The sequence below is a fragment of the Klebsiella sp. 141240 genome, assembly GCF_050600805.1.
GTDB classification, from domain to species: Bacteria; Pseudomonadota; Gammaproteobacteria; order Enterobacterales; family Enterobacteriaceae; genus Klebsiella; species Klebsiella aerogenes.
Genome location: NZ_JAQIRK010000001.1, coordinates 463,942 through 477,696 on the forward strand (window position 1 = coordinate 463,942; position 13,755 = coordinate 477,696).

Annotated in this window: 13 protein-coding genes; 9 read left to right on the top strand and 4 right to left on the bottom strand. The window is 56.0% G+C overall.

The window, feature by feature from the left end; translation table 11 throughout:
* Positions 1-270: 270 nt before the first annotated feature.
* Positions 271-567 carry a hypothetical protein gene (locus tag PGQ95_RS02185; RefSeq protein ID WP_087859854.1) on the bottom strand — a complete coding sequence of 99 codons (297 nt, stop codon included), beginning with the start codon at positions 565-567 and terminating at the stop codon, positions 271-273.
* Between the two features lie 204 nt (positions 568-771).
* Here PGQ95_RS02185 and PGQ95_RS02190 point away from each other — a divergent pair, with 204 nt between their 5' ends.
* Positions 772-1,239: a hypothetical protein gene (locus PGQ95_RS02190; protein ID WP_430916850.1), complete on the top strand. Its 468-nt coding sequence runs from the start codon at positions 772-774 to the stop codon at positions 1,237-1,239.
* Positions 1,240-1,497: 258 nt separating this feature from the next.
* Here the strand turns inward: PGQ95_RS02190 and PGQ95_RS02195 are convergent, their stop codons facing one another.
* Positions 1,498-2,190 carry a helix-turn-helix domain-containing protein gene (locus PGQ95_RS02195; RefSeq protein ID WP_430916852.1) on the bottom strand — a complete coding sequence of 231 codons (693 nt, stop codon included), beginning with the start codon at positions 2,188-2,190 and terminating at the stop codon, positions 1,498-1,500.
* Between the two features lie 318 nt (positions 2,191-2,508).
* Between PGQ95_RS02195 and PGQ95_RS02200 the strand changes: the two genes are divergently transcribed.
* The 8 genes from PGQ95_RS02200 to PGQ95_RS02235 all read left to right on the top strand — a co-directional run bounded on the left by PGQ95_RS02200 (position 2,509) and on the right by PGQ95_RS02235 (position 11,284).
* Positions 2,509-4,083: an arylsulfatase gene (locus PGQ95_RS02200; protein ID WP_113373093.1), complete on the top strand. Its 1,575-nt coding sequence runs from the start codon at positions 2,509-2,511 to the stop codon at positions 4,081-4,083.
* 82 nt (positions 4,084-4,165) lie between these two features.
* Complete coding sequence (locus PGQ95_RS02205; protein ID WP_430916854.1) at positions 4,166-5,461, top strand: anaerobic sulfatase maturase; 1,296 nt, start codon at positions 4,166-4,168, stop codon at positions 5,459-5,461.
* Complete coding sequence (locus PGQ95_RS02210) at positions 5,458-6,456, top strand: AAA family ATPase (protein WP_430916856.1); 999 nt, start codon at positions 5,458-5,460, stop codon at positions 6,454-6,456. The genes PGQ95_RS02205 and PGQ95_RS02210 overlap by 4 nt, the downstream gene beginning before the upstream one ends.
* Positions 6,456-7,358, top strand: a complete 903-nt coding sequence (locus tag PGQ95_RS02215; RefSeq protein WP_430916858.1) for a DUF58 domain-containing protein — start codon at positions 6,456-6,458, stop codon at positions 7,356-7,358. Before PGQ95_RS02210 ends, PGQ95_RS02215 begins: the two co-directional genes overlap by 1 nt.
* A complete protein-coding gene (locus tag PGQ95_RS02220) occupies positions 7,359-7,799 on the top strand; it encodes a DUF4381 family protein (protein ID WP_316424694.1) in 441 nt (146 codons plus the stop codon).
* Positions 7,792-8,769 (top strand): VWA domain-containing protein, encoded by a 978-nt coding sequence (locus PGQ95_RS02225; protein WP_316424693.1) that lies wholly within the window; start codon positions 7,792-7,794, stop codon positions 8,767-8,769. Before PGQ95_RS02220 ends, PGQ95_RS02225 begins: the two co-directional genes overlap by 8 nt.
* Positions 8,766-10,289, top strand: a complete 1,524-nt coding sequence (locus tag PGQ95_RS02230) for a VWA domain-containing protein (protein ID WP_430916860.1) — start codon at positions 8,766-8,768, stop codon at positions 10,287-10,289. The genes PGQ95_RS02225 and PGQ95_RS02230 overlap by 4 nt, the downstream gene beginning before the upstream one ends.
* Positions 10,286-11,284, top strand: coding sequence for an oxygen tolerance domain protein (locus PGQ95_RS02235; RefSeq protein WP_430916862.1), 999 nt, complete (start codon positions 10,286-10,288; stop codon positions 11,282-11,284). The genes PGQ95_RS02230 and PGQ95_RS02235 overlap by 4 nt, the downstream gene beginning before the upstream one ends.
* Before the next feature lie 112 nt (positions 11,285-11,396).
* Here the strand turns inward: PGQ95_RS02235 and PGQ95_RS02240 are convergent, their stop codons facing one another.
* Complete coding sequence (locus tag PGQ95_RS02240) at positions 11,397-12,392, bottom strand: HAD family hydrolase (protein ID WP_087859865.1); 996 nt, start codon at positions 12,390-12,392, stop codon at positions 11,397-11,399.
* A 36-nt stretch (positions 12,393-12,428) separates the two neighbouring features.
* Entirely contained in the window at positions 12,429-13,691 is a 1,263-nt protein-coding gene (locus tag PGQ95_RS02245) for an anaerobic sulfatase maturase (protein ID WP_113373101.1), read from the bottom strand.
* Positions 13,692-13,755 lie beyond the last annotated feature (64 nt).

The window sequence follows — 13,755 nt, forward strand, 5'->3', positions numbered from 1 at the left end:
CACGGCACGATAAGCCATTTTTTACCCGGCATCGATTAAGAATCGCGAATTTGTGATCGTCAGCCGCACTATCCTGCCATTGCTACCGCTCACTCGCTAATCCTGTAACAGCATGAAGATTTTGATATCGATGATTATATTTTTATTCAATTAGGGTGTGGATTATTCTGTTGTTTAAAAATTTGCCATCATATTTATAAATATAATATTTATATTATCAGCCCTAAAGATTATCGAAACACCCGATACTCTATATTCAGCCTCCTTCACTTATAGCGCTTCCCACATATAAAACCAGTGGGTGGCATCCCGACAAACGGTGCGGAACATCGCAGCAGAGACCAGCTGATAGCGGCGGTCCTGAGATTTCGCTGGTGTATAAGCGCACACGTAGCGCCCGCTATTAGCGTCGGGCAGCCCCTCTTTAACCGACATCCAGGGGAGAATCAGTTGCTCCGGCGGAACGCCCGCCGAGATGGTATCGATCACTTCATGCGCCAGCGCCCGGGCGTCGCGGCTATAGGGGCCAACTACAACCTGTTCACAATGTCTGAGTAAATGTTCCATTAATTATCGTTTCCTTTTTTGAGTCTCTATTTTCCCTTAATTATTGCAAAGATATCATTGGAAATAACTATTATTTAATAGGATTTAATGGTGCTTATTTACTTAAAAATAAATTTTTAATACGAAACTATAATGACTCGTATTTATATCTCATTGATATAAAAAAGCCATTATCCGCTATCTCCGTATCAACATAGTTGGATAATGGCTAATTCAGGCAATAACGCACTATGCGCAATTGGCCGTGAACTCTACCGGCAAGTCGCCATAAAACCAGCCATCGTCCTGTTGGGTGAGATCGACGCGGATAGTCTTCTTCTCGCCAAACTGAAACTGCTTCACCAGTACCTTACGGGTAAAAACGCCGCCGACGTTAATCCGCACGCCGTTGTGCTCAACCTTCTTAACCCGAATGGTTCTGGTGGAATAATCTATTTGAATATCAACATGTTCTCCGTGACGAGCAATAAAAGCCGCGATCCTGACATGCCCCCCATTTTTGGAGAAAGAGATAAACGGCTGACTCTTTCTACCGCGCCTTCCCTTTTCTATATTAATGAAGTTGTTTACGTCAGAGCGCGCTGCACCATTGAACACAAAGAAGCCTCCCTTCTCAGCAAAATCGTATCCCTTAAAACGAAAAAACAATGGTTTATTTCACTAGCAGGATGAATTTATGACAGAATAATTGACTGCATTTTAGAGATATACGCAGACAAAATCAAACCCGCCAAATGCCATTGCAGGGCAACTATCGCCCCATTCTCATCGCGGTAAAAGAAACACGACGGGCAAGATCCCGCACGGTAACTGGCTTCGGCGAAACCTTTTCCCCTCCCAGCGGCCAAGCGTAATGAAGAGTAAAGTAATCCCTGGATCTGTTAGACGGTCTCTGCGACCCTGAAATGAAGTTCGTGCAACAACAGAAGGTTAAAATTTCTCCGGCAGATCGTGCACAATATCGACCAGTTCGCCGTTTTCCATTTTGATATATCCTCCCTCCTTTAGCTCGGCAAGGATTTTAAAAAGGTAGCTGCGCGACATTTTGGTTCTTTTCAGAATAAAGCTAGCCAGGCTTCTATCATGCAATACTCCTTCATCCTGCTGTTTTTTGTAACGGTAGATCATCGATTTAATCGTATCGTAGCGTGAAGGTAAATTCTTTTCGTGATGTGCATCAATAATCAACGATAGCTGAAATGCCATGATTTCCATCAGATAAGCAAACCGTTCGCGTTGAATAAAATAGTGTTCAAACGCTTCTTTATCGCAGGTCACTATTTTGACATTTTTCTTTGCGGTATATTTTAGCGATAGCGCCGGACCATAGTTTTCAATAATCCCAAAGATCATACCGCGTATCCCTTTGCCAACCTGCAGCATATCTCGCGTTTTACTCAGGACACCGCGTTTACTCGCGGAGCCAAAGCCCACGTTGTATTCCACTTCTATCGCAATAATGCCTTCCACTACAATGACGACTTCGCCAGGCTCAATTCTGAAAACGCCATTGTCTTTGATGATTCGCGGCTGGTTTGCCGAGATCAGAGGTTGAATCAACTCAAGGTCGCTGGCGACAACATGGTTATATTGATCAATAACGTCGGCATAAGTCGTTTTCATGTTGCCTCATTAATTAGCATTTATTTAATGCATGCAAAAATAGTCTGATAAAGTTAACCCTGTCAATTAAAGATAGCATTTTTAGTTCATCCCGCCATTTATTTCAGTCCGTTTAGAGACTCCTCTCTCGTATCAATCTGGATGCCTGAATAAAATACCAACACCGACGAGAACCCTAACCCGGTTTCGCCCACTGAAGCGTCTAATTTATTTTTAATAATAAACACCCTTGTAATTTAAAAATAAATTAGACGCTTCGTTAACAATCTATTTTTCCAAACCATTTAGAAAGCCGGAAAAATAAAAGGATAGCGAGCTATGTTTAAAAATATTCCCTTTAAGAGAACAATGTTGGCCAGTATGCTGACATTAGCTTCCGGCGCGGTGACCGTTGCTCACGCAGCCGACGCAACAGCGCAGAAGCAGGATGCTAAAAAGCCTAACATCGTAGTTATCTTTGGCGATGATATCGGCTACCTGAACCTGAGCACCTACAATCAGGGTCTGATGGGCTACCAGACGCCAAACATTGACAGCATCGCCGCGCAGGGCGCGAAGTTTACCTCCTACTACGCCGAGCAGAGTTCCACCGCCGGTCGTTCCGCGTTTATTACCGGCCAGATGCCGTTCCGCACCGGGATGAGTAAAGTCGGTATGCCGGGAGCGCCACAGGGTCTGCAGAAAGAAGATCCGACCATCGCCAACGTCCTCAAGCAGCTGGGCTACGCCACCGGCCAGTTCGGTAAAAACCACCTTGGCGATCGCGATGAATTCCTGCCGACCGCGCACGGTTTCGATGAGTTCCTCGGCAACTTGTACCACCTGAATGCCGAAGAAGAGCCGGAAAACCCGGATTACCCGAAAGATCCCAACTTCCGCAAACAGTTTGGCCCGCGCGGCGTGATTAAGAGCACCGCTGACGGCAAGATCGAAGATACCGGACCGCTGACCGTGAAGCGTATGGGCACCGTAGATGAAGAGACTCTGGCCGCCAACAACGACTTTATGGCGCGCCAGGTGAAAGCCGGTAAGCCATTCTTTACCTGGTTCAACACCACCCGCATGCACAACAAAACCCACCTCAAAGACGACAGCGTTGGCGTCACCGGGTTGGGAACCTATGCCGACGGCATGGTTGAGCACGATAAAATCGTCGGCCAGGTACTACAGAAGATTAAAGACCTCGGTATCGAAGATAACACTATCGTTATCTACACCACCGACAACGGTCCGATGACCGCCACCTGGCCGGACGCAGGCGAAACTCCGTTCCGCGGTGAGAAAAACACCGGCTGGGAAGGCGGCTTCCGCGTACCGGCGATGATCAAGTGGCCAGGCCACATCAAACCGGGCACCGTGGTGAACGATATGTTCGCCAGCTATGACTGGTTCCCGACGCTGGTTGCCGCCGCCGGCGACAGCAACATCAAACAGGAAATGCTGAAAGGGTATAAAACGCCGTCCATCACCTACAAGGTTCACCTTGATGGCTATAACCAGCTCGACTTCCTGCAGGGTAAAGGGAAAGACCAGCGTAACGAATTCTTCTACTGGAGCGATGACGGCGATCTGCTGGCGATGCGTCAGGGCCGCTGGAAGATCCACTTTATGATCCAGGAACACACCGGTCTCGATCTGTGGCGCTATCCGTTCACCAAACTGCGTACTCCGCTGATCTTCGATCTGAAAGTCGATCCGCTGGAGAAAGGTTCCGACGGCATGGGCTACGACACCTGGTTCTACGATCGTCTGTTCCTGCTGGGCGGCGCGCAGAAGTCGGCAAAAGATATGCTGGCGACGTTTAAAGAATTCCCGCCGCGTCAGAAGCCGGGCTCCTTCACCGTCTCCGATGTCAGCGCAATGCTCGATAAGAGCGCAAGCACCGGTAAGTAACGGTAGTCCATCTCCCAGGGCGGTCCGCCGCCCTGTTTTTCTCCTCGCTTTACCCTCGACCTGACTAACCCGGGAGTTATTTATGAAACACAGCACCACCGTGCCTGTTAACGCATTACCTTCGGCAGAAAAGTACGCGGGTAACGGCCCCGCCTACCAACGTCGCTTTCATGTGATGGCGAAACCCACCGGCTCCGCCTGTAATCTCGATTGTAGCTACTGCTTTTACCTGCACAAAGAACACTTACTCCAGCAGGAAAAACGCCGCTACATGAGCGATGAAACGCTGGAAAACTTTATCCGCCAGTACATCGACGGACAGGATGGAGAACAGGTGGTCTTCTCCTGGCAGGGCGGCGAACCGACCCTGATGGGACTGGAGTTTTTCCATAAAGTAGTGAAATTCCAGCAGCAATATAAAAAGCCCGGCCAGCGGATCGAAAACGATCTGCAGACCAACGGTATTCTGATTAACGATGCCTGGGCTGAATTCCTCAAAGCGAATCATTTCCTCGTTGGCTTGTCGATTGACGGCCCGCGAGAGTTGCACGACCGTTATCGCATCACCCGCAGCGGCAAACCGACATTTGATAAAGTGATGGCCGGCGTCGACGCCCTGAAACGCCACGGCGTTCCATTCAATGCGCTGGTGACCGTCAACCGTACCAACGCCCGTTTCCCGTTAGAGGTTTACCGCTTTGTTACCCGCGAACTGGGGGCGACCTACGTGCAGTTTAACCCCTGCGTCGAACCGGTGGACTTTACCCAGACCGCGCCCCATTTCTGGCGTGATGACAGTATCCCCACCGTCGGCAGCCGCCGCGCGCGCCCCGGCGATTTAGACTCCATCGTCACCGACTGGTCGGTCGACCCGGACGACTGGGGACGCTTCCTGATCGCCACTTTCGAAGAGTGGGTGAACAACGACCTTGGCCGCGTCCAGGTCAATCTGTTCGAAACCGCCGTCGCCCAGATGATGGGCATGCCGGCGCAAATTTGCACCACCGCGGAGTTTTGCGGCAAAGGGCTCGCGGTCGAGAAAAACGGCGACGTTTTCTCCTGCGACCACTACGTCTATCCGGAGTATCAAATCGGCAATATCGCCGATAACAGCCTGGCGCGAATGGCTTTCTCCGAACGTCAGCAGGCTTTCGGTATGGGTAAATGCGACACGCTGCCCCAGCAGTGCAAGCAGTGCCCTTACCTGAAGCTTTGCCACGGCGAGTGCCCGAAAAACCGTCTGGTGCTCACCACCGACGGCGAAGCCGGTTTGAACTATCTCTGCCCGGGCATTAAAGCCTTTTTCAACTATGCCGAGCCGATTCTGGCGGGCATCGTCACGCTGGTGAAACGCGATTTTAAAGGAGTTAGCCGATGAATCTTCGCGATAAAATGCTATGGCTGGAGCAGCGCATGAATGCGCAGGTGCTCGGCCAGGAAAACGTCGTTCGGATGCTGCTCATCGCCCTGCTCTGCGATGGGCATATCCTGCTCGAAGGGCTGCCGGGGCTGGCGAAAACCCGCGCCGTCCGCGAGCTGGCGCGGCATATCGTCGGCGAGTTTCGCCGTATTCAGTTCACTCCGGATCTGCTGCCCTCGGATATCACCGGCAGCGAGATTTATCAGCAAAATGCCAGCCGCGAAGAGGAGCAGTTTCGTTTTCGCCCGGGACCGGTATTCGGCAACGTGATTCTGGCGGACGAAATCAACCGCGCCTCGGCCCGCGTGCAGTCGGCGCTACTGGAGGCGATGGAAGAGCGCCACGTCACCGTGGCGGGCAAAAGCTGGCCGCTGCCGGGCGTGTTTATGGTGCTGGCGACGCAGAACCCCGTCGACCAGGAAGGAACCTGGCCGCTACCGGAAGCCCAGCTCGACCGCTTTCTGATGAAGGTACAGGTCGACTATCCATCGAAAGAGCATGAGCAGCAGGTGATGCAGCTGGTTCGCGCCGAGCAGCAGACAAAATATGGCGTAGCGGCAAAAACCACCCCCGCGCCAGAAGCGGAATCACTGCGGTTCAGCCAACAAGAGATCGCCTCCTGCTGGCAGGAGATAAGCGCCATCCACGTCGCGCCGATTATCGAAACCTGGATAGTCGAACTGGTCAACGCCAGCCGCCAGCCGCAGCACATCAGCGAACAATTAGCCAGTTATCTGGCTTACGGCCTGAGCCCGCGCGGCACCTTAGCGCTGGAGCGCTGCGCCCGCGCGCAGGCCTGGCTCGCGGGACGTGACGCGGTTCGCCCGGAAGACGTGCGCTTTATCGCGCCGGCGGTGATGCGCCACCGCTTGATGCTAAGCTATCAGGCCAGCGCCGATGGTTGCAGCGCCGACGATGTGATTACCATGCTGCTCAACGCCGTGGTGATCTGATGAGCGACCTCTGCGTGAATCGCCAGATGCTGCTCGACCTCGCGCCGCAGGCGCGGTTGATGGTTAACCCACCGGGACAGATCCCGCCGGGGGCGTTGTCCGGCGAACGCGCCTCCCGCCAGCAGGGGCGTGGGCTCAACTTCGACAGCCTGCGTCGTTATCAACCCGGCGACGACATACGCATGATCGACTGGCAGACGACCGCCCGTCTACGTACGCCGTGGGTGCGCCAGTACAATGAAGAGCGTGAACGCCCGGTCTTTTTGCTGGTCGACCAGCGATTAGATATGCATTTCGCCACCCGCGGGCAAACTAAAGCCAGCGCCGCGGCCAAAACCGCCGCGCTGCTGGCCTGGCGTAGCCATCACGATGGCGATCGCCTCGGCAGCCTGGTATTTAACGATACCACGTTGGCGCTACACCCGTGCGGCGCCCCGCGTAGCTCTCTACCCGCGCTGCTGGACGATCTGACGCATTACAACCAGTTGCTGGCGCAGCAATATCCTCTCGAGCCGGAGCGTACGCAGACGCTTTCGCAGGCGCTACAGCGCGCGGTCAGCACGATTCCGCGCGGCGCCTGGGTCGCTATCCTCAGCGATTTTCACGATCTCGACGCCCCAGCTCAGGCCATGCTGGCGCATCTGCGCCGTCGCTGCGAGGTCAGCGCATTTGTGCTGTTCGACGACTTACATCTTCGCCTGCCGCGCTCCGGCACGCTGGCCGCCTGCTACGGCGGGCGCAGCGCCAGCGTCACCCTCACCTCCGCGCTCAGCACCGATATTCGTCAACACATCATCGGTCGGCTGGCGCGTCAGCAGCAGCAACTTAACCAGTTGGGTATTCGGGTTAATCATCTGACGGTAACTCAGGACCTGCTGCGCCAGTTACAAAAAGGGCTTTAAATGTTTGAGAAAGGCTATGCGGTGCCGGAGCTACTAACGCCCGCGCTGCCCCCCGCCCCCAGCTGGTTTCCGCTACCAATCGGCTGGCTGATTCTGCTCGCGATTGCCGTAGGCCTGGCGGGGCTGTTCCTGCTTATCCGCTACGCCCGCTGGCGGCGCAACCGCTGGCGACGAGAAGCGCTGCTGGCGCTCAATCATCCGCATACCGTCGATAGCTGGATGCAGCTGATTAAACGCGTGCAGATGGTCCACCAGCCGCGCCAGATGGTTAGCCAAACGCTGGCGCCGGAAGCCGTGCTGGCGTCGTTGACGCTGGATGCTGACCTGCGCGACCAGCTCATCGCCCGCTACTGCCGGGCCGACAACGCCCTGAACGACCAGCAGACGGCGCGGCTTCGCGCTCAGTTGGCGCAGTGGCTAAAGGAGCTTCCACATGTCTGAATGGCTCGCCCACATTGATTTCGCCTGGCCCTGGGCCGCGCTACTGCTGGCGCTGCCGCTGCTCACTCGTTTTCTCCCGCTACCGGCAAAAACCACCGACGAGCGCGTGCGGGTACCGTTTTTACCCTCGCTCATTGACGCGCTACAGCTCGATACCCGGCCAAAACGCGGAAATGGGGCCAGCGCCGTGCTGTTCTGGCTTATCTGGTCGCTGCTGGTTTGCGCGCTGGCGCGGCCGGAATACCTGACGCCGCCACAATATATTACCAGGCCGATGCGCGACATCGTGCTGATCCTCGATGTCTCCGGGTCAATGGCGAAAAATGACGTCCAGGGCGGTAATACGCGTCTGCAGGCGGTACAGCAATCGGTACGCAAGTTTATCACCGCCCGCCAATCCGACCGCATCGGCATGGTCATCTTCGCCAGCAAGGCCTGGCCCTTCGCCCCGATAAGCGAAGATAAACAGGCGCTGCAAACGCGCATCAATCAGCTAGCGCCGGGCATGATTGGCCAGCAAACCGCTATCGGCGATGCGCTGGGCGTGGCGGTTAAGGTGCTGGAAAATGGCCCCGATAAGCAGGCCGATAAGCTGGCGATTTTACTCACCGATGGCAATGATACCGCTTCGCAGCTATTGCCTGAACTGGCGGCAAAGCTTGCCGCCGATCACCATGTCCGGGTTCATACCATCGCCTTTGGCGACCTCAGCGATACCAGCAAAGACAAAGTCGATTTGCCGCTACTGCAGCGCATCGCGAAAACCACCGGCGGCCAGAGCTGGACCGCCGCGCATTCCGGCAGCGCGCTGGATAGCGTCTGGCAACAAATCGACGCCCTCACTCCGGCGCAGGTCAAAAGCCTCGGCTGGTCCTGGCATCAGGCGCTCTATCCGTGGCCGCTCGCCGTCGCGCTGCTATTGCTACTGCTGGCCGCCTGCGGCCGTGTCCTCAGGGAGAAAATGGCATGAGCGATTTTCACTTTCTCTATCCGTGGCGCTTAACCGCGCTGCTGCTGTGTCTGCTGGTGGCCTGGCTTCCTGGCTACGGCGCCTCCGCCTGGTCCACGCTAATGGATAAACCCTTTCGTGCGTTGATTATTCAACGCCGTCGCAGGCTAACCCGGCTGCTGCCGTGGCTACTCACACTCGGCGTCGTGGCATTGGCGGGCCCGAGCTGGCAGCGTGAACTACCGGCGGCGCTCACCCCGCAAAGCAACGTGATGGTAATACTGCAGCAGGATCTGGCGATGTATGCCCAGGATCTTCCCCCCTCGCGCCATCAGCGCATGCAGCATAAAATCGCCGCGCTGATGCAACGGCAGCCCGGTTCACATTATGGTCTGGTGGTTTACAGTAGCCAGGCCTTTCTCACGACGCCACTGACGCAGGATCCGCAGTTTTATCAGCTGTTTCTCAACGCCCAGTCGCCCTCTTTGCTGCCGGAAGGTAGCGGTTCCGCCCTGCCGCAGGCCGTCGCACTGGCGTTAAAAAATCTGCCTACAGCCAAAGACAGCCCGCGTAGCCTAATCCTCGTTGCCGATACCCTGTCGCCTGCCGATATCACCTGGCTGAAAGGGCAACATCTACCGCTGCAAATTTGGGTCCCCGGCACCGCCGCGGGCGGCACGCTGCCGGATAAGTACGCCAGCCTCGGCATCGATACCCGACTAAACGTCGATCGTTTCCGTCAGCTGCGCGACGCCGGGATCCCGGTGACGCTGGCCAGCGATGATGGCGACGATCTGCCGATCATCGCCAGCCACATTCAACAATCGGTGACTCAGCAAAATAATGCCCGCCAGGATCTGCACTGGAAAAACAGCGGCTACCTGCTGATCGCGCCGATGCTGTTCCTGCTGCTGTTCTGGCGACGCCAGTTACTGATGGTAGCGCTTCTATTTCCCGCGCTGCTGTGGTCGCCGCACAGCGATGCCGCCTGGCTCGATGCCTGGGTTCGCCCGGATATCCTGGGACAGCACGCCTTTAACCGCGGCGACTACGCCGCTGCCGCCGGGCACTATCGCGATCCGTTATGGCAAGGTATCGCCTGGTATCGGGCAGGCGACTATCCTGCCGCCGCCAGCGCGTTTCGCGCCGCGCCGCCAAGCGCGGAAACCTTGCTGTGGCTGGGTAACAGCTATGCTCAGCAAAAGCAGTGGCAACAGGCGCTCGACAGCTACGATCGCGCCCTTTACCTACACCCTGACTGGCCCATGGCGCTGCAAAATCGCGACAAAATCTCGCAGATCGTAATGCGCATTCGTCAGCAGGAGCGAGAGCGCCAACAGGCGCAGGGCGATGCGATGGACGATGGCCCGGATAAGCTGGTCCACGATCTGCAGAAAAATCAGGGCATCGATCAGCAGCAAATCGGCGCTATCGCCGGGGTGAGTCCGCAGGTTAATCAATGGTTTGATGCACTGGAGGTTTCGCCTACCGGGCTACTGAAAAGCCTGTATCGCAACGGCTCAGGAGAGACCACGCCATGAACAAAGCGCTACTTTTTCTGCTGGCCGCCACCCTGCCGGCGCATGCGGCGATGGACATCACCCGTGAACTGGAAGCGCCGACGCAGATCGTCCCCGGCCAGCCGGTTCGGGTGGCGATCACCTGGTGGACCGATAGCTGGTTTAACCCGCCGCCGCAGTGGCCCGAGTTTGCCGTCAAAAACGGCGAACTCCTGAATACTGCGTTGCCTTCACAGCTGGTGACGCGCAAAAAGAACGGGATCGTCTGGAGCGGCATTCGCCTTGAACGTCAGGTCAGCGCCTGGCAGCAGGGCGTGCTACGCCTGCCGGCAATCGACATTACCGCGTCATCCGCCAATCAGGCGCCGGTCACGGTGCATCTTCCGGCGCTGGAACGCCCGGTACACTGGCCTGCCAATACCACTCAGGCGGACCATTTTTTACCGGCCAGCCAGCTGACGCTCAGCCAGCAAATTCAACAGTACCACGCGGGGAAAGACGCCACGCTGCGGGTCGGCGATGCCGTTGACCGTATCGTGACCGTCGAGGCGCGGGATGCGCTGCCGGGGCAAATTCCACCGCTGCTGTACGCCATTAGCGGTAGCGAGAGCCAGCGTCTGGCGCCGGTCAGTGAACCATTAAAAAGCGAGCGCGGCGATGTTATCGGCGCCCACCGGGTGGAGCGGCTGCGCTATTTGCCCAGCCATAGCGGCACGCTGACGCTACCGCCGATTAGCTTGCGCTGGTGGGATACCATTAATCATCAATGGCGAACGGCGAAGCTGACGGGAGAAACGTTGAACGTCGCCGCGGCGCGACAAGGCGGCGCGGAGCAAACGCTGCGCGGTACCACGGGAATGGTCTCCTGGCAGAGCCTGATGTGGATAATGATTGCTGCCGCGGCGGCCGGTGGGGGATGGTTTGGCCGCCGCTGGTTTTATCGAACGCTTCTCGGCATCAATCGGCGCTGGCGGCGTTTCTGGCAGCCGCAGCCGTTGCCGCCGCTGGCCCCTTAGGCAAAGCACTTCCCGGCGGTTGACCGGATACTATTCGTAGGCCGGATAAGGCGCAGCCGCCATCCGGCAAAAATACGGTTCCGAACTCACCGCCATTGCCCTCCGGCGTTTTTTATTTCGCCTTACACTGCGCCGGGTCGTATACCGTCTTCCAGTCCTGCTGCATATCGACGACTGTCCAGCCCTTCTGTTTCGCCTCGGCCAATCCTTTCACCAGCTTGCCGCTGGCGGAAGGATGGCTATCGTAGGCGTACTCCCGCGCCGCATCGGTATGGTGGACTAGCAGCTCAAAGGTTTTATAGTTCGGGTTGGCTGCGGTGTACTGCAGCATCGCCAGATCGCCATCGCTGTTGCCGAAAGCCGCAACCGGGCGCTGACCCATAAACAGGTGGATCGCCACCGGCTTGGCCGCGGCGTCATCATTAAATGCGCCTTTCATCGTTTTGCGAAGCTGGGTGCCATTGTCCGTCAGACTAAACTCGCTGAGCGCGAACGAACCGATAACCTGCTCCGGCGGAATACCGTACATTTTCGCCGACACTACGCGCATGAAGTCAATTCCGCCGCCGGAAACGATCCACGTTTTAAAACCATTGGCGCGCAGATAGTCCAGCAACTGGCGCATCGGCTGATATCCCAACTGGTCGTAACGACAGCCGGTACGTTTATCCTGATGGCTGTCAAACCATGCGCTGACTCGCTGACTAAACTCTTCGGTGGTCATGCCGCTATGGGTTAACGCCAGCAGCTTGAGTAGCCCTTTTTCACCGCCCGCCGCTACCGTTTTCAAATCATTGTTCAGTACCGCCGCCACCAGCGGATCTTTTTGCCATTGCGGATGTTCCGGCGCCAGTCTTTTCACTTCATCCACCGCGAACTGCAGTTGGAAAGTCAGCGGCGCTTCCGGCCACAGGGTGCCGTCATTATCAAAAACCACATAGCGCTTATCCAGCGGAATAAAGTCCGCCCCGCCTTCACGCGTCGCCCCCTGCACCCATTGCTCAATCGCCTGTTTAGCAGGGGTATCTTTCCATGCCGGCAGCATATCGGTGGCTGCCGCGCTGGTGAAGCTCAATAGCAGCATGCTGAGCAGTACTGTTTTTTTCATTGTTTTTCCTTCTTATTCCACCGCCAAAAACCAGACCTACTTCAGCATGGCGGCAATCTTCTCAAGCGTAGGTTTAACCGTCGCGTAAAAATGGCGAAAGCCAGGACACAAATAATTGAGCCCCTCTTCGCCGTCCGGGGCGCGCACGATGCGGTTTTTCGGGCATTCGCCCCAGCATAAATTCAGATGCGGGCAGCTTTTGCAGTAGGCGGGCAGCGTCTCTTTCTTGCCCATCCCAAACACTTTCTGCCGCTCGGAAAAGACCATATGCGCCAGCTTATGCGCCTTAATATTGCCAAGCTTATATTCCGGGTAGACGTAGTGATCGCAGGAGTAGACGTCGCCGTTTTTCTCAATCGCCAGCGCCTTACCGCAAAACGGCGCGGTGATGCATAACTGGGATGGAAGCCCCATAGTCTGTACCACGGCGGTTTCGAACAAATTCACCTGCACGCGGCCCAGATCGTAGGTCACCCACTCATCAAAAGCTTCGGTCAGAAAATGTCCCCAATCGTCCGGATCCACCGACCAGTCGGTGACGATAGAATCCAGATCGCCCGGTTTCGCCCGGCGGCTGCCGGTGATGGGGATCGTCTCTTCGCGCCAGAACTGCGGCGCGGTAGTTTTAAACTCGGCGGCCTCTACGCAAGGCGTAAACTGGATATAGGTGGCGCCGAGTTCGCGGGTAAGAAAACGATATACCTCGCGCGGGAAACGGGCATTCACCCGGTTAACGACTGCCAGCGCGTTGAACGGCACGCCGTGGCGCTTCAGCGCCGCGACCCCTTCCATGACCTTATCGAAGGTCGGCTTGCCGCTGCGCGTCACGCGGAAGCGATCGTGGATCTCGCGCGGGCCATCGATCGATACCCCGACCAGGAAGTTATGCGCCTTTAAGAAGGCCGCCCATTTATCGTTAATCAGCACGCCATTGGTCTGCAGATCGTTCTCAATGCGCTGGTGCTTCGGCTGATATTTCTTTTGCAGCTCAACGACCTTTTCGAAAAACTCCAGCCCCATCAGGGTTGGCTCGCCGCCCTGCCAGGAGAAAATAATCTCTTCGCCGTCCTGGCTTTGGATGTACTGACGAATGAAATTCTCCAGTACCTCGTCGCTCATTCCTTTGTCGTGCGGCTGATGTAAAAGCTGCTCTTTATGCAGATAAAAACAGTATTGACAGTCCAGGTTACAGGTAGAGCCGCTGGGTTTCGCCATCATGTGATAGCGACGTTTATAGGCGGGCAGATAGCGCCCCTGGTTCTGTAATGGCGTTAATGGAATGGTGGTGCTTTTTTTCATCGACCAGAACCTATCTCTAGAATGCTCACAACAGCAAAAGGCCCGGACATCTCGCCCGGGCCAA

What these genes read in the sequence shown, in the direction of transcription:
- PGQ95_RS02185 (WP_087859854.1), bottom strand. Translation starts at nt 567, where the DNA reads ATGGAACATTTACTCAGACATTGTGAACAGGTTGTAGTTGGCCCCTAT.
- PGQ95_RS02190 (WP_430916850.1), top strand. Translation starts at nt 772, where the DNA reads ATGGCTAATTCAGGCAATAACGCACTATGCGCAATTGGCCGTGAACTC.
- PGQ95_RS02195 (WP_430916852.1), bottom strand. Translation starts at nt 2,190, where the DNA reads ATGAAAACGACTTATGCCGACGTTATTGATCAATATAACCATGTTGTC.
- PGQ95_RS02200 (WP_113373093.1), top strand. Translation starts at nt 2,509, where the DNA reads ATGTTTAAAAATATTCCCTTTAAGAGAACAATGTTGGCCAGTATGCTG.
- PGQ95_RS02205 (WP_430916854.1), top strand. Translation starts at nt 4,166, where the DNA reads ATGAAACACAGCACCACCGTGCCTGTTAACGCATTACCTTCGGCAGAA.
- PGQ95_RS02210 (WP_430916856.1), top strand. Translation starts at nt 5,458, where the DNA reads ATGAATCTTCGCGATAAAATGCTATGGCTGGAGCAGCGCATGAATGCG.
- PGQ95_RS02215 (WP_430916858.1), top strand. Translation starts at nt 6,456, where the DNA reads ATGAGCGACCTCTGCGTGAATCGCCAGATGCTGCTCGACCTCGCGCCG.
- PGQ95_RS02220 (WP_316424694.1), top strand. Translation starts at nt 7,359, where the DNA reads ATGTTTGAGAAAGGCTATGCGGTGCCGGAGCTACTAACGCCCGCGCTG.
- PGQ95_RS02225 (WP_316424693.1), top strand. Translation starts at nt 7,792, where the DNA reads ATGTCTGAATGGCTCGCCCACATTGATTTCGCCTGGCCCTGGGCCGCG.
- PGQ95_RS02230 (WP_430916860.1), top strand. Translation starts at nt 8,766, where the DNA reads ATGAGCGATTTTCACTTTCTCTATCCGTGGCGCTTAACCGCGCTGCTG.
- PGQ95_RS02235 (WP_430916862.1), top strand. Translation starts at nt 10,286, where the DNA reads ATGAACAAAGCGCTACTTTTTCTGCTGGCCGCCACCCTGCCGGCGCAT.
- PGQ95_RS02240 (WP_087859865.1), bottom strand. Translation starts at nt 12,392, where the DNA reads ATGAAAAAAACAGTACTGCTCAGCATGCTGCTATTGAGCTTCACCAGC.
- PGQ95_RS02245 (WP_113373101.1), bottom strand. Translation starts at nt 13,691, where the DNA reads ATGAAAAAAAGCACCACCATTCCATTAACGCCATTACAGAACCAGGGG.